We start from the raw sequence: 24,679 nt of genomic DNA, 5'->3' as shown, positions 1-24,679 counted from the left end.
CCCCGTTACCGAAGTTTCGCAAAATATTCGCATTGACGTCACCTGTCGCCCGCCGCTTACTTGTATAGTTGTCTAGTACAACAGACAAGTCAGAAAAGATGTCTGCTATGAATCACACCGGACCTTCCCCTGCCAAAGATCTCACCGGGGCGCGCCGCGCCTGGATGGGCACCCTCGCCCGCGCGCGGCCCGAGGCGCTTGCCGCGCTTTTGCCGATGCCGCTGCCCGACCATCACGACCTGCGCGCGCCCGAGACCGGCACGATGATGGTCCAGGGCCGCATCGGCGGCAGCGGCGCGCCGTTTTCGTTGGGCGAGGTCACCGTGACCCGCGCCACGCTGCATCTCCCGGATGGCACCACCGGCCATGCGCTGGTCCAGGGGCGCGACCGCGCCCATGCCCGCCATGCCGCCCTGGTCGATGCGCTTATGCAGACCGATGCGGCAGAGCGCATCCGTGCAACCATCCTCATGCCCCTGACCGAGGCCGAGGCCGCCCGCCGCAAGGCGCGCGCTGCCAAAGCCGCCGCCACCCGCGTCGAATTCTTCACCCTTGTACGCGGAGATGACAAATGAACGCGCCCGTCCAACCTGCCCCGGTCACGCCTTCGCTCGCCGGCGGTTTCGCCCATCCGGCGCATGACGCCGCCCGTGCTTTCCGTGCCGCGATGCAGGCCCTGGCCCGCCCCGGTCGCATCCAGCAGATCACCGGCGCGCTGCCGCCCGCGCCGCTCTCGGTTGCGGCGGGGACGCTGGCGCTGGTACTGATGGATCAGACGACGCCGGTCTGGATCGCCCCTTCGCATGACAGTGCCGGGCTGCGCGCCTGGCTGACATTTCACACAGCCGCGCCCTTCACCACGGCTGAGGCCGCGCATTTCGTGATCGGCAGCTGGGAGGCGCTGGCGCCGGTCTCGCGCTTTGCCACCGGCACGCCAGATTATCCCGACCGCGCCGCCACGCTGATCGTCGAAATGCCGGCGCTTGAGGCGCGCGGCGCCCGCCTGACCGGGCCGGGCATTCAGGACAGCGCCCGGCTTTCCCTGCCGGAAATCGCCGCTTTCCAGGCCAATAACGCGCTGTACCCGCTGGGGTTTGACACTTTCCTGACCGCCGGGGACCAGATCGCCGGTCTGCCGCGCTCAACGAGGCTGGAGGATATCTGATGTATGTTGCCGTCAAAGGCGGAGAGCGCGCCATCGACAACGCCCATGCCTGGCTCGCCGAAGAACGCCGGGGCGACACGGGCATCGCCGAGCTGTCTATCGCGCAGATCCGCGAGCAGCTGAAACTCTCGGTCGACCGGGTGATGGCGGAGGGCTCGCTTTTCGACCCCGACCTCGCCGCGCTGGCGATCAAACAGGCGCGGGGCGATCTGATCGAGGCGATTTTCCTGATCCGCGCCTATCGCACAACCCTGCCGCGTTTCGGCGCCACGCTGCCGGTCGAAACCGCCACGATGGCGGTGATCCGGCGCGTCTCTGCCACGTTCCGCGATGTGCCGGGCGGCCAGATCCTCGGGCCGACCTTCGATTACACGCATCGCCTGCTGGATTTCGCGCTGGCCGCCGAAGGGATCACCCCGCCAGAAGCAGCGAGCGCCAGCCCGGAGGGGCTGGATGCGGTGCCGCATGTGATGGGCTTTCTGAACCGCGAAGGGCTGATCGAAGAGGCCGGCACCGGCACCGACACCCCCCCCGATCTGACCCGCGAAGCGCTGGAACTGCCCGCGACCCGGGCGCTGCGTCTTCAGGCACTGGCGCGTGGCGATGAGGGGTTTCTCCTGTCGCTCGCCTATTCGACGCAGCGCGGCTACGGCAATACCCATGCCTTTGTCGGCGAGCTGCGCATCGGCCAGGTCACCATCGCGGCCGAGATCCCCGAGCTGGGTTTCAGCATCGAGATCGGCGAGATCGAGCTTTCGGAATGCGAGACGGTGAACCAGTTTGGCGGATCGAAAACCGAGCCGCCGCAATTCACCCGCGGCTATGGTCTGGTCTTTGGCCAGAGCGAGCGCAAATCGCTGTCGATGAGCCTTGTTGACCGGGCTTTGCGCTGGAAGGAACTGGGGGAAAGCCACAATCCGGCCCCCGCCCGCGATGAGGAATTCGTGCTGTCGCATTGCGACAATATCCAGGCCACCGGGTTCCTCGAACATATCAAGCTGCCGCATTACGTCGATTTCCAGTCCGAGCTGGAGCTGATCCGCCGGCTGCGCAGCGCCGCCCTTTCCGCACAGGAGGAAGAATGATGCCCGTCCAGATCGCCGCCGCTCTGCTGATCACCCTTGCCGGCGCCCGCAACCCAGGCGGTGCCCGGCCTTCGGGAGCGCGAAAATGACCGCCGCCATCCCCCCCGTCGAGGCCGAAAGCTACAATTTTGCCTATCTCGACGAACAGACCAAACGCATGTTGCGTCGGGCCATTCTGAAAGCGCTGGCGGTGCCGGGCTATCAGGTGCCCTTTGCCAGCCGCGAGATGCCGATGCCTTATGGCTGGGGAACCGGCGGGGTCCAGGTCTCTGCCGCCTGTCTGGTGCCGGCGGACCGCCTGAAAGTGATCGACCAGGGTGCGGATGACACGACCAATGCCGTCTCGATCCGCAAGTTCTTTCAGCGCACGGCCGGGGTCGCGGTGACCGAAGCGACCACAGAGGCAACCCTGATCCAGACCCGCCACCGCATCCCGGAAACGCCGCTGACCGAGGATCAGATCCTGGTCTATCAGGTGCCGATCCCCGAACCCCTGCGCTTTCTGGAACCGCGCGAGACCGAGACGCGGCGGATGCATGCGCTGGAGGAATATGGCCTCATGCATGTCAAGCTTTACGAAGATATTGCCCGGCATGGCGAGATCACCAATTCCTATGCCTGGCCGGTGATGGCGCATGACCGCTATGTGATGACGCCTTCGCCTATCCCGAAATTCGACAATCCGAAGCTTTCGGACAGCCCCGCCGTGCAGCTTTTCGGGGCCGGGCGCGAGGCTCGGATCCATGCGCTGCCGCCCTACACGAAGGTGGTCAGCCTCGATTTCGAGGATCACCCGTTCGTTGCGTCAAAAGCGGATCATGAATGCGAGATCTGTGGATCGCGCGAGAGCTATCTGGACGAGGTGATCACCGATGACCAGGGCGGACGGATGTTCGTCTGTTCGGACACTGACTTCTGTAGCAGCCGCAGCGCGGCCCTGGAAACGGAGCGCAGCTGATGGATGGGGCTGAGATGAACATTTATGCAAAGGTGAAAGAGGCCGGGCCTTTGCTCTCGGTCAGGGGGCTGTCGAAATTCTACGGCAGCCGGATCGGCTGCGCCGATGTCTCCTTTGATCTGTTTCCCGGCGAGGTGCTGGGGATCGTCGGAGAGAGCGGGTCCGGAAAATCGACCCTGCTCTCCTGCCTCGCCGGGCATCAGGCGCCGGAGGAGGGGCGGATCCTGTTTGACGGGCGTGACATGATCACCATGGCAGAACCGGAGCGGCGGAGGCTCGCGCGGAGTGAACAGGCCTTTGTGCATCAGAGCCCGCGGGACGGGCTGCGGATGGGCGTTTCCGCCGGCGGCAATATTGGCGAGCGGCTGATGGCGGTGGGCGGGCGGAATTACGGCGCCATCCGCGAGACGGCACTCGACTGGCTTGGCCGGGTCGAAATTGACGGGGCGCGGATCGACGACCGGCCATCCGCCTTTTCCGGGGGTATGCAGCAAAGGTTGCAGATTGCGCGCAACCTCGTCACTGCGCCGCGTCTGGTCTTTATGGACGAGCCGACCGGTGGCCTTGACGTCTCGGTCCAGGCGCGGCTTCTGGATCTCTTGCGGGGTCTGGTGCGCGATCTTGGGCTGTCGGTGGTGCTGGTCACCCATGACCTTGCCGTGGTGCGGCTGCTGGCGCATCGGCTTATGGTGATGAAATCGGGCCATGTGGTTGAACAGGGCCTGACTGATCAGGTTCTTGATGATCCGCAACATGCCTATACCCAGCTTCTTGTTTCCTCGGTTTTGCAGGTCTGACCCCATGATTATGCTGAAAGACGTTTCAAAGACCTTTACGCTGCACAATCAGGGCGGCGGGCAGGATGGTGCCGTGATCCCGGTTATGGCCGGCGTCAGCCTCTCGGTCGCACCCGGAGAATGCGTGGCGCTGACCGGGCGCTCGGGTGCAGGAAAATCCACGCTGATGCGGATGATCCACGGCAATTACCTTGCCGCTTCGGGTGCGATCCTCGTCGGCGACCTTGATGTCGCAAAGGCCAGCCCGCGCGAGATCCTGGCATTGCGGCGCGAGGTTCTGGGCTATGTCAGCCAGTTCCTGCGCGTCGTGCCGCGTGTCCCGACGATCGATGTGGTGGCGGAACCGCTCCTGACCCTCGGCACTGCCGCAGACGAGGCCCGCGACCGGGCGGCGGCGCTGCTGTCGCGGCTGAACCTGCCCGAACGCCTCTGGTCGCTCTCGCCCACCACATTCTCGGGCGGCGAGCAGCAGCGGGTGAACATCGCGCGCGGCTTCATCCATCCCTACCCCGCGATGCTGCTGGACGAGCCGACCGCCAGCCTTGACGCCACCAATCGCGAGGTGGTGCTGGGGCTGATAGCCGAGGCCAAGGCGCGCGGCGCGGCGATCCTCGGGATCTTCCATGACGAAGAGGCCCGCGCCCGGGTCTGCGACCGGCTGCTGGATGTGACCGGCTTCACCCCGGGTCTGGCAGCATGAGGAGGCTCGCGCCATGACGGGACGGCTTTTCGCCATTGTCGGCCCCTCGGGGGCCGGGAAGGACACGCTGATCCAGGGCGCGCTGGCGGCGAGACCTGATCTTCATGTCATACGCCGCGTCATCACAAGGCCCACGGATGCCGGTGGCGAGGATTTCGAGGGCGTGACGGCTGCAGAATTTGCAGAGCGCCAGGCGGCGGGGGAATTCGCACTGGACTGGCAGGCACATGGGCTGTGCTACGGCATCCCGGCCGCCGCGCTGGCGCCGCTGGCGAATGGCGCGGATCTTCTGTTCAATGGCTCGCGCCAGGGGCTTGAACGCGCCGCCCTGCTTTGGCCGGGGCTGCGCGTGATCCATGTCACCGCACCGCCCCAGGTGCTGGCGGCGCGGCTGATGGCACGTGGACGCGAAAGCGCTCTGGACATCGCCGCGCGGGTCGCCCGCGCCGGGCAGCCCTGGCCCGAGGGGCTTTCGGGTGGCCTCAGCGTGATCACGGTGATGAACGATGCCAGCCCCGAGACCGGCATCGCCCGTTTTCTCGACGCGCTTCAGCCGGTCAGCGCATGACGCTCCAGCAGGTGAAACCGCCCCGCCGCATCCTCGCCAAAGAGGCACAGATCCTCGATGGCAAAGGGACGTGGCAGATCGGGGGCGAGCCAGGGATCCAGCCGCGCGGCCAGTTCAGCCGCCTCGGATTCCGGCAGGTTGTCAGAAAGCGTCAGATGGAAACGGAACTCCTCCATCACAAAAGGATAGCCCCAGGCCGACAGCAACTCACGCTGGCGCGGGGTCAACCTGTCGGGGCGGCGCTTTGCGATCTCTGCCTCGGTGAGGGGGGCACGCAAAGGGTCGAGATCCGTGACCACCCCGGCGCCCAGAGCCAGCAGCGCCGCCTCATCCCCCTGCGGCACCAGCGCAAGGAATCCCCCGATCCGGCGCAGCTCCAGCCCCCGCGTCCCGACCGGCGCCAGACTGCCTGCAAGGTCCGCAAGCGCTCCGGAAAGATCCGCACGCTCCAGACCTTCGGCCAGGCGGAACGGCGCCTTGATCGTGCCGTGAAAGCCATATTTGCGCGGGCTCATCGTCAGCTCGGCCTGGGGGCGTGGCAATCCTTCGGGCCCTGCGAAAGCGATCGGCAGCCCTGCCTCCGGATCCCAGCCGAGCCAGCCCGCCACCCTTCTCGCAAAGGCCCCCGGGCGCGGCGCGTAATAGACCGCATATCTCGTGAAATCGCTCATCGCCACCGTCCTCTCAGCCCGATCCCGCATCATCCTTCGGAACCAGTTTCGCCCTAACCGCCATCTGTCACACGGATGTGACATCACGGTGCCATTTGCAGCGCTCTCCCGCCTGCCGACCCTGCCTCCTGCCGAGAAAGCCCAGTCATGACCCAGACCATCCTCGCCAATGCCCGCATCCTTCTGGCCGATGAAATCGTCACCGGCAATATCGTGATCCGGGACGGGCTGATTGACGACATTGACACAGGCACAGCCCCGCAAAGCGCCGAAGATATGCAGGGCGATCTGGTGATGCCCGGCCTTGTGGAACTGCATACCGACAACCTGGAACGCCATCTCCAGCCCCGCCCCCGCGTCGACTGGCCCCATGCAAGTGCAATCATCGCCCATGATGCCGAACTGGCCTCGGTGGGCATCACAACCGTGTTCGACGCGCTGCGGGTGGGATCGATCTTTTCGTCAAACAATGCCGGTTACGGCGAATATGCAAGAGCGCTGGCGCATGAGATCATGGGCCTGCGCGAGATGGGCGCGCTGAAAATCAGCCACCGCCTGCATCTGCGCGCCGAGGTCTGCTCGGAAACCCTCATCGAGGAACTCGACAAATTCGGCACCGAGGACCGCATCGGCATCGTCAGCCTGATGGACCACACCCCGGGCCAGCGCCAGTTCCGCGACATCACGAAACTCCGCGACTATGTCATGGGCAAGCGCGGCATGTCCGAGACGCAATTCGCCGAGCATATCGCAAGCCAGCAGGCGCTCTCGGCCCGGGTGAGTGGCGCGCATGAAGAGGCCGCCGTCAAAGCCGCGCGCCGCTATGGCGCCGTGATCGCAAGCCATGACGACACGACCGAAGACCAGGTGGTGACCAGCCGCGAAAAGGGCGTAAGCTTTGCCGAATTCCCCACCACGGTCGAGGCTGCGCGCGCCTGCCGTGACCAGGGCATCCTTGTGATGATGGGGGCGCCGAACCTGATCCGGGGCGGCTCGCATTCGGGCAATGTCGCCGCGGCGGATCTGGCGCAGGCCGATCTTCTCGACATCCTGTCCTCGGATTACGTGCCCTCGTCGCTTTTGTCGGCTTCGCTGATGCTGGGTGATCTCTGGGGTGATCTGCCGCGCGGCATCCGCACCGTGACCAAAGCCCCGGCTGAGGCCGCACGCCTCACCGATCGCGGCGACATTGCCATCGGCAAACGCGCCGACCTGATCCGCGTCCACCGCGTCGGTGCCGCCGGGGCCATTCGCGGCACGTGGGTCGCAGGCCGGCGCGTCGGCTGATCACAGGTCCTCCACCAGACTTCCGGCGGGGCCTTTTCCCCTGACGAAATCCTCCCGCCGGAGGTTGCTGGTCTGCCCGTTATTGCGCCCGGGCCGCAGCAATCAGCCGCATCACTTCTGCCCCCAGCCCTTCGACAATCAGGATCACCCCGGCCGCATTCGGATGGATCCCGTCAGGCTGCATCCAGGCATTCAGCGAAGCCGGGTCCGAGGGATCCGCCCCTGTCGCGATAAGCCCGGCAAAGAAATTATCCGCGAGCAGCGCGCCATATTCCGCCGCCAGCTCCGGATAGATCGCGTCGAAATCACGCTTGTAATCCGGCCCCCAGTTCAGCGGCGCCTTCATCCCTACGATCAGCACCGGCAGGCCCCGCGCTTTCGCGGCCTCCATGATACCGGTCATATTGGCCCGCACCTCCGCCACCGGAATGCCACGCAGCATGTCATTGCCGCCCAGCGTCACGATCAGTGCATCCGCCTCGGGCCCGAGCGCCCAGTCAACCCGTGACAGCCCCCCCGCGGTGGTATCGCCCGACACGCCGGCATTGAGCACAATCGCCCCTGCCCCCTGACGGTCAAGCCAGGTCTGCAGCTGCGGCACGAACCCCTCGCCGGCCGGCAGCCCGTAGCCCGCCGTCAGACTGTCGCCAAGCGCCACAATCGTCACCGGCTCCGCCGCGAAAGCCGGCGAAACCACAAGACCCAACGCAAACGTGAGGTTGCGAACGCGCCGCGATGCGGCATATCCGGTCTGACCTATTCGTTTCAGGAAGTTGCGCATGACCGGGACCGTCCTTTCACTGACCGATATTGGCCTCACCCTACAGGGCAATGCCGGGCCGGTGCCGATCCTGCGGGGCATCTCGCTCAAGGTCAACCAGGGGGAAACCCTGGCTCTGACCGGTCCTTCCGGCTCCGGCAAAAGCTCGCTTCTGATGCTGATGGGCGGGCTGGAGCGCGCGACATCCGGCCAGGTCGAGGCGCTCGGCCAGGATCTCAGCCGCATGGACGAAGACCAGCTCGCGAAATTCCGGCGTGGCAATATGGGCGTCGTGTTCCAGTCCTTCCACCTGATCCCGAACATGACCGCGCTGGAAAACACCGCCCTGCCACTGGAGCTGGGCGGCGAGAAAAATGCCTTTGCCCGTGCGAAATCTGAACTGGAAGCCGTGGGTCTGGAGCACCGCATCGACCATTACCCGGCGCAGCTTTCCGGGGGCGAGCAGCAGCGCGTGGCGTTGGCCCGCGCCATCGTCGCCCGCCCGCCGATCCTGCTGGCCGATGAGCCGACCGGTAATCTTGACGGCGTGAATGGCCAGGCGATCATGGATCTGCTCTTCGCGCTGAGGGACCGGGACGGATCGACCCTGATCATGGTCACCCATGCGCCGGAGCTGGCCGAACGCTGCGACCGGGTGCTGCGGCTGATTGATGGCCAGATCGTGCCAGACCAGAGCGCATCGGGCCAGGTGGTCGCATGAGCCTCGCCTTCCGTATAGCGGCCCGCGAACTCCGGGGCGGGCTCAGGGGGCTGCGCGTCTTCCTCATCTGCCTCGCACTTGGCGTGGCGGCGATTGCCGGCGTGGCGACGCTGCGGGCCTCGATCCAGGCCGGGCTGGCCGATCAGGGCTCGGTTCTCCTCGGCGGCGATGCCGAGATGCGCTTCACCTACCGGTTCGCGAGTGACAGCGAGCGCGCTTTCATGGCCACCCATGCCGCCCGCGTGTCGGAGATCGTCGATTTCCGTTCCATGGCGATCACGCCAGAGGACCAGGCGCTGACCCAGGTCAAGGCCATCGACACCGCCTGGCCGCTTTACGGCACGGTCACGCTCGACCCGGCGATCCCGCTGGACCAGGCGCTGGAAGGGCAGAATGGCCTCCCCGGTGCGGTGCTCGACCCTTTGCTGATCGAACGTCTCGGGCTTGCGATCGGCGGCACATTCAGCCTTGGCACCCAGAGCTTTGTTGTCATGGCCGCGCTGATCGACGAACCCGACACCGGCGCCGACAGTTTCTCGCTCGGGCCGCGCAGCATCGTCGCCACACCGGCGCTGGCGACATCGGGTCTGCTCGCCCCCGGCACGCTGTATGAGACGAAATACCGCCTCGCCCTCGCCCCGGGGACCGATCTTGAAACGCTTGAAAAGGCCGCAAAACAGGCCTTCCAGGAGTCGGGTATGCGCTGGACCGACAGCCGCCGCCCGGCCCCGGGGATCGAGCGCTTTATCGACCGGATGGGGTCTTTCCTCGTGCTGGTCGGGCTGGCCGGGCTGGCGGTCGGGGGGGTGGGCATTTCCGCCGCCGTCCGGGCCTGGCTTCAGGGCAAGGAAAAGACCATCGCGACGCTGAAGACCATCGGGGCCTCTTCGGGTCTGATCTTCTCGACCTATCTGATCCAGGTGGCGGTGCTGACGCTGGCCGGGATCGTGCTGGGGCTGATCATCGGGGCGGGCGTGCCACTTATGGCCGCGCCCTGGATCGAGGCCTCGCTGCCCTTCCCGGCAAAGGTCGGCATCGCACCCGCCGCCCTTGGTGAGGCCGCGTTTTACGGCGCGTTGACGGCGCTGATCTTCACCCTTCTGCCATTGGCGCGGGCCGAGCGCATCCGGGCGGCGGCGCTTTATCGCGGCGGTGTCTCGGGCTGGCCGCGCAAGCGCTGGCTGGCACTGCTTGGCGTTCTGATCGTGCTTCTGGTCGTGGTGGCGGTCTTCACCTCGGGCATTCCCGAACTGGCGCTTGGCACGGCCGGCGGGGTGCTCGCCGCGCTTGCGGTGCTGGCGCTGGCCGCCTGGGCCCTCAGACGGATCGCGCGGCGTCTGTCGCATAGCCGCATCGCGCAAGGCCGCCCGGGCCTGCGCGCGGCCCTGGCCGCAATTGGCGGCCCCGGATCCGAGGCACTGCCGGTGATCCTGTCGCTGGGTCTCGGGCTTTCGGTGCTGGCCGCTGTCGGGCAGATCGACGCCAATCTGCGCGCCGCCATTGACCGTGACCTGCCGACAAGGGCGCCGGCCTTCTTCTTTGTCGATATCCAGCCCGACCAGATCGACCCCTTCATCGAGATGGCTCAAGCCAATAGCGCCGTCAGCCAGTATGAAACCGCGCCGATGCTGCGCGGCGTGGTCACCGGGATCAATGGCCGCCCCGCGCGCGAAGTGATCGGCGAGCATTGGATCATTCGCGGCGACCGCGGCGTCTCTTATGCCGCTGCGATGCCCGAGGGCACAAAGATCACCGCCGGCTCCTGGTGGCCCGAGGCCTATCAGGGCGCGCCGCAGATCAGCCTTTCGGCCCAGGTCGCGGAAGAGACCGGGCTGAAAATCGGCGATGAGATGACGGTCAATATTCTGGGCCGCGACATCACCGGCACCATCACCTCGCTGCGCGAAGTCGATTTCTCGAATGCGGGAATGGGCTTTGTGATCGTGATGAACGAAGCCGCTTTGCGCGGCGCACCGCACAGCCATATTGCCACGCTCTACGCGCCGCCCGAGGCCGAAGCGACCATCCTGCGCGAGGTCACCAAGGCCTGGCCGAACATCACCGCAATCCGCATCCGCGAGGCCGTGGACCGGGTGTCCGAGGCGCTTTCCGCCATCGCGACCGCCACGGCCTGGGCGGCGGCGGGAACCCTCCTGACCGGTTTTGCGGTGCTGATCGGCACGGCGGCGGCAGGCGAGCGGCGCCGCGCCCGCGAGGCTGCGATTCTCAAGGTGCTCGGCGCCACCCGGGCGCGGATCATCGCGAGCTTTACGCTGCGCGCCGCGATTCTCGGGCTGGCGGCCGGGCTTGTCGCGGTGGTCGCCGGCGCGATCTCATCCTGGGCCGTGATGTATTTCGTGATGGAGAGCAGCTGGCGGTTCGAACCGGTCCCGGCCGCGCTGATCATCCTCGGTGGCGTGGCGGCGGTTTTGCTGGCGGGGCTGGTCTTTGCCGGACGAACGCTGGCGGTCAAACCGGCGCAGGTCTTGCGCGAAGACGGTTAATCGCCCCGCCGGAATCCCGCCAGGCGTGCAAGCGTCAGCGGGATCGCGCGGAATTCGCGGCTGCGCGGTTTGAACCTGGTCACAAGGCGCGCCATTGGCTTCAGCCAGCCCAGCCAGAAGGCCAGCCGCCCGGCGCGCGCCAGCGCATCTTCGGGCGCGTTGACCCGGTAAGCCTCAAGGGCAGCATCAAGGAAACGCGGGTCATCGGGCCAGCGCCCATAACAGCTCTGGATGAAGATCACGATATCCAGCGCCTGCCAGAAACCACTGCGATGCGCGGCGGAAAAGCGTTCGAGATCAATGAAACGCGCGGTCGTGCCGTCCCAGCAGATATCGCGCGGCGCCGGACGGCCATGCGACAGCCCGGCCCAGTGCAACAGCCCGAGCGCCCGCCCGGCGGCGGCAAAAGCGGCGCGCGTCCCAGGATCATCCGCCGCCTCTTCCACCAGGATCTGCAGCGTCGGACCCGCATCGGGGAGGAGGAAGTAATCCGCCCCCTCCATGGCGATCTCAGGCACCGGAATGCCCTTTTGCGCCAGGGTTTTCAGACCATTGCGTTCGGCCTCGAAAGCGCGGGACGGGTCACCCTTTTGCAGCCTGAGCCTCAGCGACAGGTGCTCCACCCGTTTCAGCCACCAGGTCCGGCCCCCTTCCGAGACCAGCCGTGTCACCCGGCGCGGAGGTTCCGCCAGAACCTGATCCACCTTATGCGACAGATCATCGCCGCTCATCGCCGGGTCTTCAGCGCGGCGAGTTTGGCCTGTTGTTTTTCCCAGCCATTGAGCCCCAGCCAGAAGCCGAACCGGACGACCAGAGTCAAAAGCACCAGCAGCACCGCGCCAACGATACTGCCGAACACCAGGTCATCGCGGCTGAAGCCGTTGCGGAAGGAAAGTTCCCGCCATGCCCCGCTGGAGGCGATGGCCCAGATCAGCGCGCCGTTCAGCGCAAGCGTCAGCAAAGTGGCCAGCAGCGCAATCCACCATTGCCGGCCAGAGGTGGGACGTCCCTCGCGCCTCGCCCAGAAGGAAGACATCGACATGGCGGCAATCATCGGAACCACCACCCCCATCGCGCTGTTTTGCGATGAGCTGGTCAGGAACTGGTCTGCCACCATCCAGATCACCGCGACGATCACAATCCCGAACAGCATGAAGGCGAGGTAGACCAGCAGCAAAACACTGGTCGAGACCCGCTTTTTCGGGGCGGCAAGGGGATCGGCAGACATAGGGCACCTTTGACTGAAATCTGCGGCACCATCGCTGATCCGGTGCGAAATGACAATCTCTGCGGCCCTTTGGCGGGTGGCGGCGGGCGTATCTGTAACAGGCGGAATTGAGGAGGAACGCGCGGCAGATGGACGCGCCAAGGGGCCTTGCGGGCGGATGGTCGCTTGACTTGTGGTCGCAGGCGGGGCACGGCGCTTGGGATAAGCCGGAGGTTGCCATGAGCGAGAAAAAGATCCTGCGCGCCCTGAGGGGAGAGGTTCAGCCGGTGCCGCCGGTCTGGATGATGCGCCAGGCAGGCCGTTACCTGCCGGAATATCGCGCGACCCGGGCCGAGGCGGGCGACTTTCTCAGGCTGTGCTACAATTCCGAGCTTGCGGCGGAAGTGACGCTGCAGCCGATCCGGCGCTATGGCTTCGATGCGGCGATCCTTTTTGCCGATATCCTGCTTTTGCCCCAGGCGCTCGGGCGAGAATTGTGGTTCGAAACCGGTGAAGGGCCGCGGATGGAGACCACGACCTCGGCCGCCGAAGTGGCGGGGCTGCGCCCGGATGAAGCGATTCACGAGACCCTGGCCCCGGTCTATCAGACGCTGAGGATCCTCAAGCGCGAGCTGCCGGCGGAAACCACGCTGATTGGCTTTGCCGGGGCCCCCTGGACAGTCGCGACCTATATGATCGCGGGGCGCGGCAAAGAGGAACAGGCGGGCGCGCATCGCCTGAAACGCGAGGATCGCGCGACCTTTGAAGCGCTGATCGACCGGCTGACCGGCGCGACAATCGAATACCTCTCGGCCCAGGTCGAGGCCGGGGCCGAGGTGATCAAGCTCTTCGACAGCTGGGCCGGCAGTCTGAAAGGCCAGGATTTTCAGGATTTTGCCGTGAAACCGGCGGCAAAGATCATCGCCGCGCTGAAAGCTCGTCACCCCGGCCTGCCGGTGATTGCCTTCCCGCGCGAAGCGGGCGCGGGCTATATCGGTTTCGCAGGCGCGACCGGCGCCGATTGCGTCGCGGTGGACAATTCGGTCAGCCCGGAATGGGCGGCGGAACATGTGCAGAAAGAGATCTGTGTCCAGGGCAATCTGGCACCGCATCATCTGGTCACCGGCGGCGAAGATCTGATCCGCGAGACCCGCCATGTGGTGCGCGCCTTCTCGAAAGGCCCGCATATCTTCAATCTCGGCCATGGCATCACCCCTGATGCGGATCCCGATAATGTGCAGCGGATGATCGACGCCGTGCGGGAAGGGGGATGAGCCTAAGCACAGCCCTGCCCCTTGCCCGACGCCAGCGCCCTCTCCTTTGGGCACTGGCGGCGCTTGTGCTGGCGGGCGGCGGCTTCTGGCTTTGGGCTTCAGGGCTTTTCGGGCTCGGGCTGCAATATATGAACATGCGCCAGACCGCAGCCGACTGGCATGAAAAGGGGATATGGCTGCCCTATTACACTGCGCAGATCGAGGCGCAGCCGGTAGTGGGGGTTGACAGCAACCTTTCCGGCCTGACCTGGGCGCCCGAGAGTGACACGCTCTTTGCGGTGATCAACCGCCCGCCGGGGATAGCGGAACTGTCGAAAGAGGGTGCCCTTTTGCGGCTGATCCCGCTGATCGGTGCGGTGGATCCGGAGGGGATTTCGCATGTGGAGGGTACGATCTTTGTCATTTCCGATGAGGCGCGGCAAAGCCTGAACTGGGTGGTGATCGGTCCGGAGACCAGCGAGGTCAATCTGGCAGGCTCACCAGAGTTGGTGCTGAACTACGGAACGTACCACAATATGGGCTTTGAGGGCGTCTCCTGGGACAGCGCGCGTGACGAGCTGTTCATCGCCCAGGAAATGCTGCCGATCCGGGTGCTGCGGGTCAGGGGCCTGACCGAGGCGATTGCCGGTGAGGGCTTTTCGATCAGCGTGACCGAATGGGCGCCAGGCGACCGCTTCGGCCATTTCACCACCGATCTTTCCTCGCTTTCGGCCCATGACGCGACCGGCAATCTGCTGCTTTTGTCGGATATGACCGGCGCGCTGGCCGAATATGCGCCGGATGGAAGCCCGGTCAGCGTGATGCCGCTCTGGTCCGGCTGGCATGGGCTGCGCGATGATGTCCCCCAGGCCGAAGGGCTGGCGATTGATGCGCGGGGCGACATTTATATCGTATCCGAGCCGAACCTGTTCTATCGCTTCAGCCGCGATCCGGCACCCGTCTGGGCAGAGTGAGAGCGCTTGTCTTCCACCTGTGATCCGGCATAGCCTGGCAATCATTTCCTGATTGCAGAGCCTGATTTGACCGCGTTTTTCAAAGACTTTTACGCCGACTGGCGCGACAAAACCGGCAGCGGCTATTTCACGCTGTTTTTCCTGAGCAGCCTTGTATTGTGGAACTGGCGGGTAGTTCTGCTCCTGTTTGCCGGTGATCTGACGACAGTTGAAAAGCTGGAGCGGATCGAGACTGTAACGGGGCCGCTTCGTTCCTTCCTCTACCCGGCCGGCACCGCCGCTTTGGTTTGCGTTGGTTTTGCAATACTTCATGCAGTGCTGAGCTTCGTGATTTCAGGCGTTGAACTCTGGCGCAAATCAGTACTGGCGCGTCGCAGCGCCAGTATCCGCTCCTCCAGACGAACATTTGATGCAGAGGAGGAGGCCGTCTATCAGACGCTGCATCGGGCTGGCCTGGAGACCCGCAAAGTAAATGCTGAAAAGATGCTGGAGATTCTCGAACAGGAAGCTCGTCTGCGGAACAGCGCAGAAGCGGCGGAAGCCGCAACAACGCAGGCCGCCTTCAGTAATCGTATCGGGGTTTTGCTGTTATCTATCAATGGCATAGATGGACCAGCGACCGTAACGTTCAGGGACGACAGACTCGTGAGTATTACCGGTGGCAACCTCAATCTCTCCCCCAAATCGCAGCGGGAAAGAGTTGAGTTGAGAGCGGCACTGGAGGCTTTGATCGAACGCAGGTTTGTAAAGACGGGGGGCGACCGCAGTTCAGGCGAATACACGATCAGCATCACGCCGGATGGTTACAGGTTTCTGGATTTGTTCCGAAATAATCTGACGCTGGCGAAACAAAGCAAGCCTGCTGACCTCACCCCCGAAACCGCTCCCCCATCAGATCCCTGAGCGCCTCAATCGCCTCTTCGCCATTCTCGGTCGCGGCAGTGACCTTCACCACGATCTCACGCGCCATGAGGAATTTCGACGCTTTGGCAGGGTCGATCAGAATCGACAACCCGCGCTCGGTGCGGGTCACGCTTTCCACCGCCTCTTCGGCGCCGAGGCTCTCGTCGGACACCTCGAACCAGACCGGGCCGCCAAAGGCGTCGCGGCGGAACATGACATAGGGCTCCTCCTCATCCTCGCCTTCGACAAAGCCGATGAACAGCTGGCCCTCATCCTCGACAACCGAGACATAGAGGGCTTTGACGGTGATGTCAGACATGTTTCAGATCCATTTTGCCAGGGGTGGCAGGGACATAAGAACCGCATTGGCGTCATGACCGGTTTCGAGGCCGAATTTCGTGCCCCGGTCATAGACAAGGTTATATTCGGCATAAAGCCCGCGATGGACAAGCTGTGCCTCGCGCTCGGGTCCGGCGAAAGCCTCGGAAATATGGCGTTCGGTCACCGGCAGGAAGGCAGGCAGGAAGGCCTCGCCCACAGCGCGGGTAAAGGCGAAATCGGCCTCCCAGTCGCCGGTATTGAGGTCGTCATAAAAGATGCCGCCGACACCGCGCGCGCGACCACGATGCGGGATGAAGAAATACTCATCCGCCCAGGATTTGAATTTCGCGTAATAGCCCGGGTCATGGGCATCGCAGGCGGCCCGCAACACGCCATGGAAATGCGCGGTGTCCCCGGAATATTCCAGACAGGGGTTCAGATCGGCGCCGCCACCGAACCACCAGGCATGCGGCGTCCAGAACATGCGGGTGTTCATGTGCACCGCCGGGCAATGCGGGTTCTGCATATGGGCCACGAGGCTGATGCCGCTGGCCCAGAAACGCGGATCCTGCTCCATCCCTGGCACACCACGCGCCGCCATCGCCTTTTGCGCCCGCGCACCCAGTGCCCCATGGACCGCGGACCAGTTGACGCCGACCTTCTCGAATACCCTGCCGCCGCGCATCACGCTCATGATGCCGCCGCCGCCGTCATTTTCGCGGCTGGTGGGGGTGACCTCGAACCGGCCGGGCGCAAGATCGCCGGGTGCACGATCCTCCAGATCCTCGAACGCCGCGACAATCCGGTCGCGCAGTGTACGGAACCAGTCGGAAGCCCGTATCTTGTATTCGGTCAGATCGTTGCCCATTGTCACATCCATCGTCTCGGCCAGCCTTTGCCTATCACCGCAAGCCAGAGCCTCCAACCCGTTTGGCCCCCGTCCCGGCTATGCCATGCTGGTCGCCAGCCGCTCCCCGCCAGACCCTCGCGAGTCGCATCATGAAAAAAACCGCCGCCTTTCTTATCCTCACCACCCTCGCCGCCTGCGGCACGCCGCAAGAACAATGTATCAGCCGCAATACGCGCGATCTGCGGACAGTGGAAAAGCTGATCGGCGAATCGCAGGGCAACCTGCAGCGCGGCTATGCGATTGAACGATACGAGGTCACAGTGCCCGACTGGCGGCCCTGTATCCGCTATGTGCCCGGCACCAAAGAAGACCCGACGCCGCGCCCGGTCTCGACCACCTGCCGCAGCTGGGACACCGAGGTCCGCACCAGGCCGCGCTCAATCGACCTCGCGCTTGAGGCGAAAAAGCTCTCGCAACTGCAGGTAAAACAGCGCGATCTGTCGCGCCAGGCGCAATCCGTGATCGCGCAATGCAAGGCGGCCTATCCCGAATAGGCTGCCTCTCTTCATCTGTCGGAAAATATCCCGGGGGGAGCGCCCTGAAAGGGCGCCGGGGGGCTGGCCCCCCGCCTTCTCCCCTTCAGCCGAAAATCTCGGCCTGATGCTGACCCAGACGCGGCGAGGGCGCGCCCAGCGACAGCTCCGCCCCCGAGAAACTCATCGGGCTGCGCACCCCCGGCACGCCGCCGGGTGCGATCTGCAGGGCGCGGGCAATGACCTGCGGGTCCGAGAAGACCTCGGCCATATCATTGATCGGGCCGGCAGGGACGCCATTGGCCTCGCAGGCGGCCAGCAGTTCTGCTTTGGTCATGGCGCGGGTCGCGGCAGACAGTCTGTCGGTCAGCCCGGCGCGATGCGTCACGCGGTCGGCATTGCTCACAAAGGCCGGATCATCAGCCAGGTCGCTCAGGCCAAGCAGCCCGCACAGCTTGCGGAACTGGCCGTCATTTCCGATCGCAAGGATCAGCCAGCCATCCGAGCAGTCAAACACCGCATAGGGCGCAAGATTCGGATGGGCATTGCCCATTTTCACCGGCGCCGTGCCGGTCGCGAGGTAATTCATCGCCTGATTGGCCATGATCGCGGTCGCCACATCCATCAGCGCCATATCGATATGCTGACCAGCACCCGTGCGGCCGCGCTGGATCAGCGCTGCCATGATCGCATTTGAGGCATAGATGCCGGTAAACACATCCGTCACCGCCACCCCGACCTTTTGCGGCTGACCATCGGCGGGGCCTGTCACCGACATCAGCCCGGCCATGCCCTGGATGATGAAATCATAGCCCGCGCGATGCGCATAGGGCCCGGTCTGACCGAAACCGGTGATCGAACAATAGACCAGCCCCGGATTGATCTCTTGCAGGCTGGCATAATCCAGCCCGTATTTCGCAAGACCGCCGAGCTTGAAATTTTCGATCACGACATCGGCGGTCCGGATCAGCTCACGCACCCGCGCCTGATCGGCAGGGTCGCGGAAATCGGCGGTCACGCTTTTCTTGCCACGGTTGCAGCAGTGGAAATAGGCGGCCGAGGTCTCGCCCTCATGAGTGATGAAGGGGGGGCCCCAGCGGCGGGTATCATCGCCCTCCGGAGCCTCGACCTTGATCACTTCCGCGCCGAGATCGGCGAGGATCTGGCCCGCCCAGGGGCCAGCGAGAATCCGCGCCAGCTCGACGACGCGGATGCCTTCCAGCGGCGCGGACATCGGGATCAGCCCGCCAGTTTCGCGTCGATCAGGGATTTGAGATTGTCCCAGGCCCAGTTGTCAACTTTTTCACCATCCAGGATGACGGTAGGCGTGCCGGTCACTTTGTCAGCGGCCATATTCGCCTCGAACTGTTTCAGCATCTCTTCACCGAAAGCCTCATTCGCGGTGCAGGCATCCAGCTGCTCATTGGTAAGGCCCGCGGTCAGGCCGATGGTGCGCAATTTGTCCATCACCACGGTAGGGTCAGAGGAATCGAGCCATTTTGCCTGTGTCGAAAAGACGATGTCCGAGATGCCTTCATACCGCTTGTTGTCGTCGCAGCGCGCGATCATCCCGGCCCAGAATCCGTAGCGGTCGAAATAGACCTCCCGCAGGGTGAAATGGACCTTGCCGGTATCGATATAGTCAGACTTCAGCTTCGGGTAGATCGTGTCGTGGAAATTGGCGCAATGCGGGCAGGTGAAGCTGGCATATTCCACGATTTTCACCTTCGCATCCGGGTCGCCCAGGGTGAAATCGCGCGGGGTGAGAGCGGCTGAGGCAGGCGCATCAGTGGCCGCTTCCGGAGCGGCCTCGCCTTCGGATGCGGTGGTCTCCTGCGCCCAGGCCGGCGCTGCGGCGAGCGTTGCAGCCATCGAAAGCAGCAGCCGGCGGTTGATCATGGTCATTGTCTCGTCCTCATTTCCTGTCTGGGCGGGATAATATGTTCTGCGCCAGCCGCTCAAGCGCTGCGCGAAGGCCGGGATCTCCGACGCCTTCGGTCTGCCGCGCGGCAGTGGCGGTGAGTTTTGCCTCGGCCTCCGGGTCAGGGCGTGGCACTGCGGGGGCATGGGTGAACTGCGCCTGGCCATCGGCAAAGCCGGTGCTGGCGGTCTGGGTCAGATGAACGCGCGAAATGGCGTTGTAGCCATAGACGGCGTTGACGCGCTCGCGGATCCGGTCAAGTTGCATGCCAATCATCGGCGCATGTGCGCCCTGGACGAGCAGCGTGAGCGTGGCACCCATGCCCGAGCCTTTACCGCCCGGGCCTGCGGCCGCATAGCCGATCTTCACCGGCCTGGTGATCTTTGCGATATCTTCTCCCACTGTCTCGGCCCAATGGGTCACCAGACGCGCCACCGCAAAGCCCCGCGCCTCTCCCGCGCCGCGCACCTGGTTCGAGACCAGCGAGAATGCCGGTTCGAACCCGCGCCGGCGGTGTTCTTTTGAGGGAAGACTGGCAGGCTTGCGCGCCATGGGGTCCTGTCTTTGCCAGATCGGTAGGGCCGTAAGAGCACGCGCAGATAAAGCGCGCAGAGACGGTTTCCCCGGCCAAATTCGCAGCCTATCTTAGAGCAAGCAGGCGCGGCGGAAAGCCCGGAAGCAATGCCGGCGGCATCGGAGGCCATAAATCTTGCGTGAAAGCGCTGTAAGAAATCAGCAGCCGGCCCGGATGCCTGGCGGGGAGACGGCCGATATAAGTGTGGCGCTGCTGGCCTGGTATGACCGCCATGCGCGCGAGATGCCCTGGCGGGTCGGCCCCGCCGCGCGGGCAGCGGGCCTTCGCCCTGATCCCTACCGGGTCTGGCTGTCAGAGGTGATGTTGCAGCAGACAACAGTAGCGGCGGTGCGGGGCTATTTCCTGCGCTTCACCGCGCGCTGGCCGGATGTCGCAGCGCTGGCGGCGGCGCCGGATGAGGCGGTGATGGCGGAATGGGCCGGGCTCGGCTATTATGCACGGGCGCGCAACCTGTTGAAATGCGCCCGTGCGGTCGCGACGCGTGGCGGCTTTCCAGAGAGCCGTGACGGGCTGCTGACGCTGCCGGGGATCGGCCCCTATACGGCGGCGGCGGTGGCGGCGATTGCTTTCGACGAGCCCGCCGTGGTCGTGGACGGCAATGTCGAGCGGGTGATGTCGCGGCTGTTCCAGGTGGAAACCCCGCTGCCGGCGGCAAAATCAGAGCTGACGGAACTGGCCGCGAGGCTCACGCCGGCCAGACGGCCGGGCGATTATGCCCAGGCGGTGATGGACCTCGGCGCGACCATCTGCACCCCGAGATCCCCGGCCTGCGGGATCTGCCCGCTGATGCTGCCCTGCGTGGCCCGTGCCGCCGGAATCCAGGCGGAGTTGCCCCGCAAACTCGCGAAACCCGAAAAGCCCGTCCGGGAAGGCGTGGTCTGGCTTTTGCGCAGCCCGCAAGGATGGTTACTGGAACGGCGCCCTGAAACCGGCCTCCTGGGCGGTATGATCGGCCTTCCCGGCGACGACTGGGACCAGCGCGCCACCAAAGCCCCGCGCAACGATAGTCCGGCCGAAGACCGTGCGCGCCGGACAAAGTCCGGCGCGCACGGTCCCGGGGGGGGCAGGGGGGGCTTTGCCCCCCCTGCCCCCCCCGGGACACCCTGCCCGACCACGGCGCCCGCCGATGCCGACTGGCAGATGGCTGGCGAAATCCGCCATACCTTCACCCATTTCCATCTCATCCTGCGCGTCATGATCGCCCGTTCCGACATCAATCCCCACAAAGGCGAGTTCTTTGCCGCGCATGACTTCAACCCCGACAGTCTGCCAACCGTCTTTCGCAAGGCTTTCGACCTCGGCGCCGCCGGACTGGCCGGAAGTGACTGATGGCGAGGCCTCCGCCGCCGTGATGCCGATCACCGCAGGCTTCTCGCTTTTCACCCCGGAACGGGTGGCATCTTCTGCCGCAAAATCCGGAATGGAAAAGTGACGGGCGCGGCCTCTGACCTGCAGGTCACCACGGGCATCTGCCGCGCCTCCTCCGGCTTCCGCAAAATGGCCTTCACTCTGAGCGAGGGCTCCGCACTGCCATATCAGTCCATTTCGTCGCGTTGATCCGCGACCACTCCGGCGTTACCATCCGCCGCGACCGGAGGACGATCATGGCGCAGCTCTCACCCGAAACCCTGGCCAGCCCCGCGCAAGCCCTGCCCTTCTGGCTTTCTCTCGGCACCCTGCCCGTCGCGGTCGCCGGCCTCACCTGGGGCGGGCTCTGGGTGCTGGCCCTCCCCGCTTATTGCTGGATCCTGTTCCCCGCCCTCGACGCCGCTCTGGGCCTGAACAAGGACAATGCGGACCCCGACACCCCGGATGACCAGCTTAAGGTCTATACGCTGCTGACACTGATCTGGGTACCGATCCAGCTTGCAACCCTCTGCGTCACCCTCTGGTACCTGCCGCGCAGCGCCATGACCGGCTGGGAGAAAGCCGGCATGATCTTTGGCATGGGTGTCATGGCCGGCACTATCGGGCTGAATTACGCACATGAACTTCTCCACCAGAAACCGAAGACCGAGCGCCTTGCCGCAGATCTCCTCCTCGCCTCGGTGCTGCATTCGCATTTCCGCTCTGAACATATGCGCGTGCATCACCTCTATGTCGGCACGCCGCGCGACACCGTCACCGCCCGCTATAACGAAGGCTTCCACCGTTTCTTCCCCCGGGTGCTGATCGGCCAGCGCCGTTCGGCCTTTGCCTCGGAAACGGCGATGCTGGCGCGCAAGAACCTGCCCTGGTGGCACCGGACGAACCCGTTCTGGCGCTATTGGGCATTTCAGGCCGCTTTCCTCGCGCTCGCGCTGGCGCTTGGCGGCCGGGAAGGTCTCGTGATCTTCGTGGCCCAGGCCCTGATCGCACAATGGCAGCTGGAACTGGTGAATTATGTCGAACATTACGGCCTGACCCGACGTCATCTGGGCGAGGGGCGCTATGAACATGCCCTGCCGCGCCATTCCTGGAATGCGGCGCACAGGGCCACGAACTGGCTCCTGATCAACCTTCAGCGCCATTCGGATCACCACTATAAACCCGACCGGCGCTTCCCGCTGTTGCAGAATTACGAGGAAGACGAGGCGCCGCAGCTGCCCTATGGTTATCCGGTGATGACCAGCCTCGCGATGATCCCGCCCTTGTGGAAACGCGCGATGAACCCGCGGGTGCGTGCCTGGCGCAAACAGTTCTACCCCGATATCAGCGACTGGAAGCCCTATAACAAGGCAAAGAACCCGATGCCGAAAGGCGCGCCGCCCAGGACCTGATCACGCGGCCCCCGATTAATCCGCTCTGGTGCGCAGCTCGACCTGAAGGATCGCCGGCGCCGGGCCGGACACCGCGCTGTCATCGCTCAGCGCAATCGCACCCCGCGTGCCCTGGCCAAACCCCGCCTCATAAAGCGAGCCGGCAAACCCGCCGCCCAGGCCGGTGCTGCGCACGGCATCCTGGGCAAGCCAGCTCAGATCCTCGACCTTGCTATGGGTTGCCGCCGGCGTCATCACCACGATCATCCGCTCTTGACCCATGCTCTCGCCTCCGATCGCGAAAAGCCCCTTTTTGAGCTCTTCGCCAGGATGCAGCCGCCCGGCATAGAAATGTGTGATCGAGTAATCGGCGCCGATATAAAGCACATTCACATCGACCGGCTGGTCCATATTGTTTCTGGCCAGAACATGGACCTCGTCATTGGTCACCAGTTCCGGCACCGGCACGAGGGGCAACCCGCGCAGAGTCGGGTGATCGGCATTGCGGGTCAGAAGCTCGACCTGAACATCAAGCGCCCCCGGCCCGTTCGCCGGCCCAAGTGCCGCGCCAAGCTTCATCAGGTTCACCGCCTTGGCGATTGCGGTCAGTTTTTCCTGCAGATTGCCGGCAAGATCACCCGGCGTCACACCGGCGGTTTCCACCTTCGGCGCCTGGATCCCGCTTTCGGCAAGCCCGGTGCCGGGCAGAATCCAGAGCGCATCCGGCGTCGCGCTGTCGGGGAGCACCGCCAGTGCCAGATCGGCCTCGGATCCCGCCTTCACAAAGTTCAGGCGCGGGCCCGCGATCTCGCGCAGATCTTCCATTGCGGCAGCCAGGGCCAGCGCCGGGGCCGAACCCTCGGGCGGCAGCGCTACGGTCAGCGAAAAATCCAGCGCCGCCTCTTTGCGCCGGAGCCAGACCCCCTCAGGCAGCTCGCCCGCGAAGGCCCCGGTCGTCGCACTGAACGTATCTGCAGAAGTCACCTGAACCAGCCCGAGCGCTTTGTCGCTGCCATCGGCAGCGGATGCCATAACGGCCAGCTCGGTCCCGACGGCGAGCCCATGCAGCGTGCCGGCATTCAGCGTGAAACCTGCATCCGTCGCCACAGCCGGCCATTGCGAGACCCGCGGCCGCGCCTCGCCGCCAAAGACCACACGGTCCAGATCGCCTTCGAACAAGGGCGTCGATTTCGCGGTGCCGCGCAGCGCATATTTGCGCAGAACCTCCTGCGCGACCTGGCCGTAAGTGGCACCGGGATATTCCGCGAGTGTCTCGAAGAGGGTGAAGGTGAAAACGCCCTGCGATTTGCGGTCCGGGGCGCCGCGCGGCAGCCGCATCTCGGGCGTCATCTCGGTGCTTTGCGCGGCGTAAAAGGCCACCAGACCGCCAGGCTCCACGCCTTCAGCCGCGACGGTTGCCTCCTTCGGCAGAAAGGAAACCCCGCCCCCGGTGCCATTGGCCGCAGCCCCGCTGCCGACACCACGGTTCGCAGCCTCCGCCATGGCTGACGCCCGATCGACCGCCGCGTCGATCATCTCATCCGTGATCCCCAGCGCGGCGGGCTCAAGCTGGCGCATCACCACATCGTCTTCGGTCTCGATGGCGCGAGTGGCAGTGCCGGAATGACAGCTGTCGAGCACGATCCACACATCGGCCCCCTTTGCGCGCAACCCGTCGAGCAGCTGGCCGATCTCATCATCGACCAGCGCATTTTCGACCGTGCCGACCGTGTTGTTCCAGCTGCCGATATCCACCGGCAGGAACAGCTCGTCGAGGCCATCGGGCTCAGATTCGGGATCCAGCGCCGGGGCGCGGGTGCCGTGGCCCGAAAGGTGGAGATAGATGAAATCACCCGGCTGCGCTTTTGCGGTCAGATCGGCAAAAGCCGCGCGGATATTGCCCAAAGTCGCCGGATCGGCGCCCTCTTTATCGGTCAGAACCGTGACATTTTCCGCCTCAAACGGCACCGGCGCCTCGGTCAGAAGGTAATTCGCCACCAGCTCCATATCGTTTTTCGGCCCCTTCAGGGACCAGCGTTTTTCGATATTCTGATAATCGCTCGCCCCGATCAGGAGCGCATAATTCTCGCGCGCCAGCGCCGGAAAGGCGATCAGCCCGAGCGCAGTGGTCAGAAAAAACCTGCGGATCATGTCCTGCCCTTTCCGGC

General features: G+C 64.7%; 26 protein-coding genes. 16 read left to right on the top strand and 10 right to left on the bottom strand.

Going from position 1 to position 24,679, the window contains the following annotated elements:
• Window positions 1-107 precede the first annotated feature (107 nt).
• The 7 genes from phnG (at window position 108) to phnN (ending at window position 5,273) form a co-directional block, all read left to right on the top strand.
• The gene (phnG, locus tag BLW25_RS16185) at window positions 108-575 is read left to right on the top strand and encodes a phosphonate C-P lyase system protein PhnG (protein WP_092900983.1); all 468 of its coding nucleotides are present in this window, start codon (window positions 108-110) and stop codon (window positions 573-575) included.
• Window positions 572-1,165, top strand: a complete 594-nt coding sequence (phnH, locus tag BLW25_RS16180) for a phosphonate C-P lyase system protein PhnH (RefSeq protein WP_092900980.1) — start codon at window positions 572-574, stop codon at window positions 1,163-1,165. Before phnG ends, phnH begins: the two co-directional genes overlap by 4 nt.
• Complete coding sequence (locus BLW25_RS16175) at window positions 1,165-2,250, top strand: carbon-phosphorus lyase complex subunit (RefSeq protein WP_092900977.1); 1,086 nt, start codon at window positions 1,165-1,167, stop codon at window positions 2,248-2,250. The genes phnH and BLW25_RS16175 overlap by 1 nt, the downstream gene beginning before the upstream one ends.
• An 85-nt stretch (window positions 2,251-2,335) precedes the next feature.
• The gene (locus tag BLW25_RS16170; RefSeq protein WP_092900974.1) at window positions 2,336-3,208 is read left to right on the top strand and encodes an alpha-D-ribose 1-methylphosphonate 5-phosphate C-P-lyase PhnJ; all 873 of its coding nucleotides are present in this window, start codon (window positions 2,336-2,338) and stop codon (window positions 3,206-3,208) included.
• Between the two features lie 14 nt (window positions 3,209-3,222).
• The gene (gene phnK / locus BLW25_RS16165) at window positions 3,223-4,005 is read left to right on the top strand and encodes a phosphonate C-P lyase system protein PhnK (RefSeq protein WP_092902189.1); all 783 of its coding nucleotides are present in this window, start codon (window positions 3,223-3,225) and stop codon (window positions 4,003-4,005) included.
• Window positions 4,006-4,009: 4 nt separating this feature from the next.
• Window positions 4,010-4,705 carry a phosphonate C-P lyase system protein PhnL gene (gene phnL, locus BLW25_RS16160; protein WP_092900971.1) on the top strand — a complete coding sequence of 232 codons (696 nt, stop codon included), beginning with the start codon at window positions 4,010-4,012 and terminating at the stop codon, window positions 4,703-4,705.
• Window positions 4,706-4,718: 13 nt separating this feature from the next.
• Window positions 4,719-5,273 (top strand): phosphonate metabolism protein/1,5-bisphosphokinase (PRPP-forming) PhnN, encoded by a 555-nt coding sequence (gene phnN / locus BLW25_RS16155; protein WP_092900968.1) that lies wholly within the window; start codon window positions 4,719-4,721, stop codon window positions 5,271-5,273.
• Here phnN and BLW25_RS16150 read toward each other — a convergent pair.
• The gene (locus BLW25_RS16150; RefSeq protein ID WP_092900965.1) at window positions 5,255-5,944 is read right to left on the bottom strand and encodes a DUF1045 domain-containing protein; all 690 of its coding nucleotides are present in this window, start codon (window positions 5,942-5,944) and stop codon (window positions 5,255-5,257) included. The two genes, phnN and BLW25_RS16150, sit on opposite strands and share 19 nt — an antisense overlap.
• A gap of 147 nt (window positions 5,945-6,091) precedes the next feature.
• On the opposite strand from BLW25_RS16150, the gene BLW25_RS16145 reads away from it, so the two are divergent.
• On the top strand, window positions 6,092-7,231 hold the full coding sequence (locus BLW25_RS16145; RefSeq protein WP_092900962.1) for an alpha-D-ribose 1-methylphosphonate 5-triphosphate diphosphatase: 1,140 nt from the start codon (window positions 6,092-6,094) through the stop codon (window positions 7,229-7,231).
• 79 nt (window positions 7,232-7,310) lie between these two features.
• Here the strand turns inward: BLW25_RS16145 and BLW25_RS16140 are convergent, their stop codons facing one another.
• Window positions 7,311-8,012, bottom strand: coding sequence for an arylesterase (locus tag BLW25_RS16140; RefSeq protein ID WP_092900959.1), 702 nt, complete (start codon window positions 8,010-8,012; stop codon window positions 7,311-7,313).
• Between BLW25_RS16140 and BLW25_RS16135 the strand changes: the two genes are divergently transcribed.
• Together BLW25_RS16135 and BLW25_RS16130 are read left to right on the top strand one after the other, a co-directional pair.
• Window positions 8,011-8,712, top strand: coding sequence for an ABC transporter ATP-binding protein (locus tag BLW25_RS16135; RefSeq protein ID WP_092900956.1), 702 nt, complete (start codon window positions 8,011-8,013; stop codon window positions 8,710-8,712). The two genes, BLW25_RS16140 and BLW25_RS16135, sit on opposite strands and share 2 nt — an antisense overlap.
• Window positions 8,709-11,216 carry an ABC transporter permease gene (locus BLW25_RS16130; RefSeq protein WP_092900953.1) on the top strand — a complete coding sequence of 836 codons (2,508 nt, stop codon included), beginning with the start codon at window positions 8,709-8,711 and terminating at the stop codon, window positions 11,214-11,216. The genes BLW25_RS16135 and BLW25_RS16130 overlap by 4 nt, the downstream gene beginning before the upstream one ends.
• On the opposite strand, the gene BLW25_RS16125 is transcribed toward BLW25_RS16130, so the two are convergent.
• Entirely contained in the window at window positions 11,213-11,947 is a 735-nt protein-coding gene (locus BLW25_RS16125; RefSeq protein ID WP_092900950.1) for a BUD32 family EKC/KEOPS complex subunit, read from the bottom strand. The two genes, BLW25_RS16130 and BLW25_RS16125, sit on opposite strands and share 4 nt — an antisense overlap.
• Window positions 11,944-12,444, bottom strand: coding sequence for an ABZJ_00895 family protein (locus BLW25_RS16120; RefSeq protein WP_092900947.1), 501 nt, complete (start codon window positions 12,442-12,444; stop codon window positions 11,944-11,946). Before BLW25_RS16120 ends, BLW25_RS16125 begins: the two co-directional genes overlap by 4 nt.
• 218 nt (window positions 12,445-12,662) lie before the next feature.
• Between BLW25_RS16120 and hemE the strand changes: the two genes are divergently transcribed.
• The 3 genes from hemE to BLW25_RS16105 all read left to right on the top strand — a co-directional run bounded on the left by hemE (window position 12,663) and on the right by BLW25_RS16105 (window position 15,553).
• Window positions 12,663-13,697: a uroporphyrinogen decarboxylase gene (gene hemE, locus BLW25_RS16115; protein WP_092900944.1), complete on the top strand. Its 1,035-nt coding sequence runs from the start codon at window positions 12,663-12,665 to the stop codon at window positions 13,695-13,697.
• The gene (locus tag BLW25_RS16110; protein WP_092900941.1) at window positions 13,694-14,650 is read left to right on the top strand and encodes an SdiA-regulated domain-containing protein; all 957 of its coding nucleotides are present in this window, start codon (window positions 13,694-13,696) and stop codon (window positions 14,648-14,650) included. Before hemE ends, BLW25_RS16110 begins: the two co-directional genes overlap by 4 nt.
• Window positions 14,651-14,716: 66 nt before the next feature.
• On the top strand, window positions 14,717-15,553 hold the full coding sequence (locus BLW25_RS16105) for a hypothetical protein (RefSeq protein WP_092900938.1): 837 nt from the start codon (window positions 14,717-14,719) through the stop codon (window positions 15,551-15,553).
• On the opposite strand, the gene BLW25_RS16100 is transcribed toward BLW25_RS16105, so the two are convergent.
• Entirely contained in the window at window positions 15,519-15,872 is a 354-nt protein-coding gene (locus BLW25_RS16100) for a hypothetical protein (protein WP_092900934.1), read from the bottom strand. The two genes, BLW25_RS16105 and BLW25_RS16100, sit on opposite strands and share 35 nt — an antisense overlap.
• Window positions 15,873-15,875: 3 nt before the next feature.
• Complete coding sequence (hemF, locus tag BLW25_RS16095; RefSeq protein WP_092902187.1) at window positions 15,876-16,742, bottom strand: oxygen-dependent coproporphyrinogen oxidase; 867 nt, start codon at window positions 16,740-16,742, stop codon at window positions 15,876-15,878.
• Between the two features lie 131 nt (window positions 16,743-16,873).
• Between hemF and BLW25_RS16090 the strand changes: the two genes are divergently transcribed.
• Complete coding sequence (locus BLW25_RS16090; protein ID WP_092900931.1) at window positions 16,874-17,278, top strand: hypothetical protein; 405 nt, start codon at window positions 16,874-16,876, stop codon at window positions 17,276-17,278.
• Window positions 17,279-17,363: 85 nt separating this feature from the next.
• On the opposite strand, the gene BLW25_RS16085 is transcribed toward BLW25_RS16090, so the two are convergent.
• Genes BLW25_RS16085 through BLW25_RS16075 form a run of 3 tightly spaced genes read right to left on the bottom strand, consistent with a single transcriptional unit; the run spans window position 17,364 to window position 19,730 of the window.
• Window positions 17,364-18,491 (bottom strand): CaiB/BaiF CoA transferase family protein, encoded by a 1,128-nt coding sequence (locus tag BLW25_RS16085; RefSeq protein ID WP_092900928.1) that lies wholly within the window; start codon window positions 18,489-18,491, stop codon window positions 17,364-17,366.
• A 5-nt stretch (window positions 18,492-18,496) separates the two neighbouring features.
• On the bottom strand, window positions 18,497-19,162 hold the full coding sequence (locus BLW25_RS16080; RefSeq protein ID WP_092900925.1) for a DsbA family protein: 666 nt from the start codon (window positions 19,160-19,162) through the stop codon (window positions 18,497-18,499).
• Window positions 19,163-19,172: 10 nt separating this feature from the next.
• Entirely contained in the window at window positions 19,173-19,730 is a 558-nt protein-coding gene (locus BLW25_RS16075) for a DUF721 domain-containing protein (protein ID WP_092900922.1), read from the bottom strand.
• A 196-nt stretch (window positions 19,731-19,926) separates the two neighbouring features.
• Here BLW25_RS16075 and BLW25_RS16070 point away from each other — a divergent pair, with 196 nt between their 5' ends.
• Window positions 19,927-21,102: an A/G-specific adenine glycosylase gene (locus tag BLW25_RS16070; RefSeq protein ID WP_092900919.1), complete on the top strand. Its 1,176-nt coding sequence runs from the start codon at window positions 19,927-19,929 to the stop codon at window positions 21,100-21,102.
• Window positions 21,103-21,377: 275 nt separating this feature from the next.
• Window positions 21,378-22,532 carry an alkane 1-monooxygenase gene (locus BLW25_RS16065; protein WP_092900916.1) on the top strand — a complete coding sequence of 385 codons (1,155 nt, stop codon included), beginning with the start codon at window positions 21,378-21,380 and terminating at the stop codon, window positions 22,530-22,532.
• A gap of 15 nt (window positions 22,533-22,547) precedes the next feature.
• On the opposite strand, the gene BLW25_RS16060 is transcribed toward BLW25_RS16065, so the two are convergent.
• Window positions 22,548-24,662, bottom strand: coding sequence for a caspase family protein (locus BLW25_RS16060; protein WP_092900913.1), 2,115 nt, complete (start codon window positions 24,660-24,662; stop codon window positions 22,548-22,550).
• Window positions 24,663-24,679: the final 17 nt, after the last annotated feature.

It is taken from the genome of Rhodobacter sp. 24-YEA-8, assembly GCF_900105075.1.
GTDB lineage: Bacteria > Pseudomonadota > Alphaproteobacteria > Rhodobacterales > Rhodobacteraceae > Pseudogemmobacter.
The sequence above is the reverse complement of the archived record's forward strand: the minus strand, read 5'-3'. Positions and strand labels throughout refer to the sequence as shown.

Bases quoted from the DNA above. Each gene is read 5' to 3' on its own strand.
- BLW25_RS16125 (WP_092900950.1), bottom strand. From the start codon at position 11,947: ATGAGCGGCGATGATCTGTCGCATAAGGTGGATCAGGTTCTGGCGGAA.
- BLW25_RS16120 (WP_092900947.1), bottom strand. From the start codon at position 12,444: ATGTCTGCCGATCCCCTTGCCGCCCCGAAAAAGCGGGTCTCGACCAGT.
- BLW25_RS16135 (WP_092900956.1), top strand. From the start codon at position 8,011: ATGACCGGGACCGTCCTTTCACTGACCGATATTGGCCTCACCCTACAG.
- hemE (WP_092900944.1), top strand. From the start codon at position 12,663: ATGAGCGAGAAAAAGATCCTGCGCGCCCTGAGGGGAGAGGTTCAGCCG.
- BLW25_RS16140 (WP_092900959.1), bottom strand. From the start codon at position 8,012: ATGCGCAACTTCCTGAAACGAATAGGTCAGACCGGATATGCCGCATCG.
- phnN (WP_092900968.1), top strand. From the start codon at position 4,719: ATGACGGGACGGCTTTTCGCCATTGTCGGCCCCTCGGGGGCCGGGAAG.
- phnL (WP_092900971.1), top strand. From the start codon at position 4,010: ATGATTATGCTGAAAGACGTTTCAAAGACCTTTACGCTGCACAATCAG.
- BLW25_RS16065 (WP_092900916.1), top strand. From the start codon at position 21,378: ATGGCGCAGCTCTCACCCGAAACCCTGGCCAGCCCCGCGCAAGCCCTG.
- BLW25_RS16170 (WP_092900974.1), top strand. From the start codon at position 2,336: ATGACCGCCGCCATCCCCCCCGTCGAGGCCGAAAGCTACAATTTTGCC.
- BLW25_RS16070 (WP_092900919.1), top strand. From the start codon at position 19,927: ATGCCTGGCGGGGAGACGGCCGATATAAGTGTGGCGCTGCTGGCCTGG.
- BLW25_RS16110 (WP_092900941.1), top strand. From the start codon at position 13,694: ATGAGCCTAAGCACAGCCCTGCCCCTTGCCCGACGCCAGCGCCCTCTC.
- phnH (WP_092900980.1), top strand. From the start codon at position 572: ATGAACGCGCCCGTCCAACCTGCCCCGGTCACGCCTTCGCTCGCCGGC.
- phnK (WP_092902189.1), top strand. From the start codon at position 3,223: ATGAACATTTATGCAAAGGTGAAAGAGGCCGGGCCTTTGCTCTCGGTC.
- BLW25_RS16130 (WP_092900953.1), top strand. From the start codon at position 8,709: ATGAGCCTCGCCTTCCGTATAGCGGCCCGCGAACTCCGGGGCGGGCTC.
- BLW25_RS16085 (WP_092900928.1), bottom strand. From the start codon at position 18,491: ATGTCCGCGCCGCTGGAAGGCATCCGCGTCGTCGAGCTGGCGCGGATT.
- BLW25_RS16075 (WP_092900922.1), bottom strand. From the start codon at position 19,730: ATGGCGCGCAAGCCTGCCAGTCTTCCCTCAAAAGAACACCGCCGGCGC.
- BLW25_RS16090 (WP_092900931.1), top strand. From the start codon at position 16,874: ATGAAAAAAACCGCCGCCTTTCTTATCCTCACCACCCTCGCCGCCTGC.
- BLW25_RS16080 (WP_092900925.1), bottom strand. From the start codon at position 19,162: ATGACCATGATCAACCGCCGGCTGCTGCTTTCGATGGCTGCAACGCTC.
- BLW25_RS16150 (WP_092900965.1), bottom strand. From the start codon at position 5,944: ATGAGCGATTTCACGAGATATGCGGTCTATTACGCGCCGCGCCCGGGG.
- BLW25_RS16060 (WP_092900913.1), bottom strand. From the start codon at position 24,662: ATGATCCGCAGGTTTTTTCTGACCACTGCGCTCGGGCTGATCGCCTTT.
- BLW25_RS16145 (WP_092900962.1), top strand. From the start codon at position 6,092: ATGACCCAGACCATCCTCGCCAATGCCCGCATCCTTCTGGCCGATGAA.
- hemF (WP_092902187.1), bottom strand. From the start codon at position 16,742: ATGGGCAACGATCTGACCGAATACAAGATACGGGCTTCCGACTGGTTC.
- BLW25_RS16100 (WP_092900934.1), bottom strand. From the start codon at position 15,872: ATGTCTGACATCACCGTCAAAGCCCTCTATGTCTCGGTTGTCGAGGAT.
- phnG (WP_092900983.1), top strand. From the start codon at position 108: ATGAATCACACCGGACCTTCCCCTGCCAAAGATCTCACCGGGGCGCGC.
- BLW25_RS16175 (WP_092900977.1), top strand. From the start codon at position 1,165: ATGTATGTTGCCGTCAAAGGCGGAGAGCGCGCCATCGACAACGCCCAT.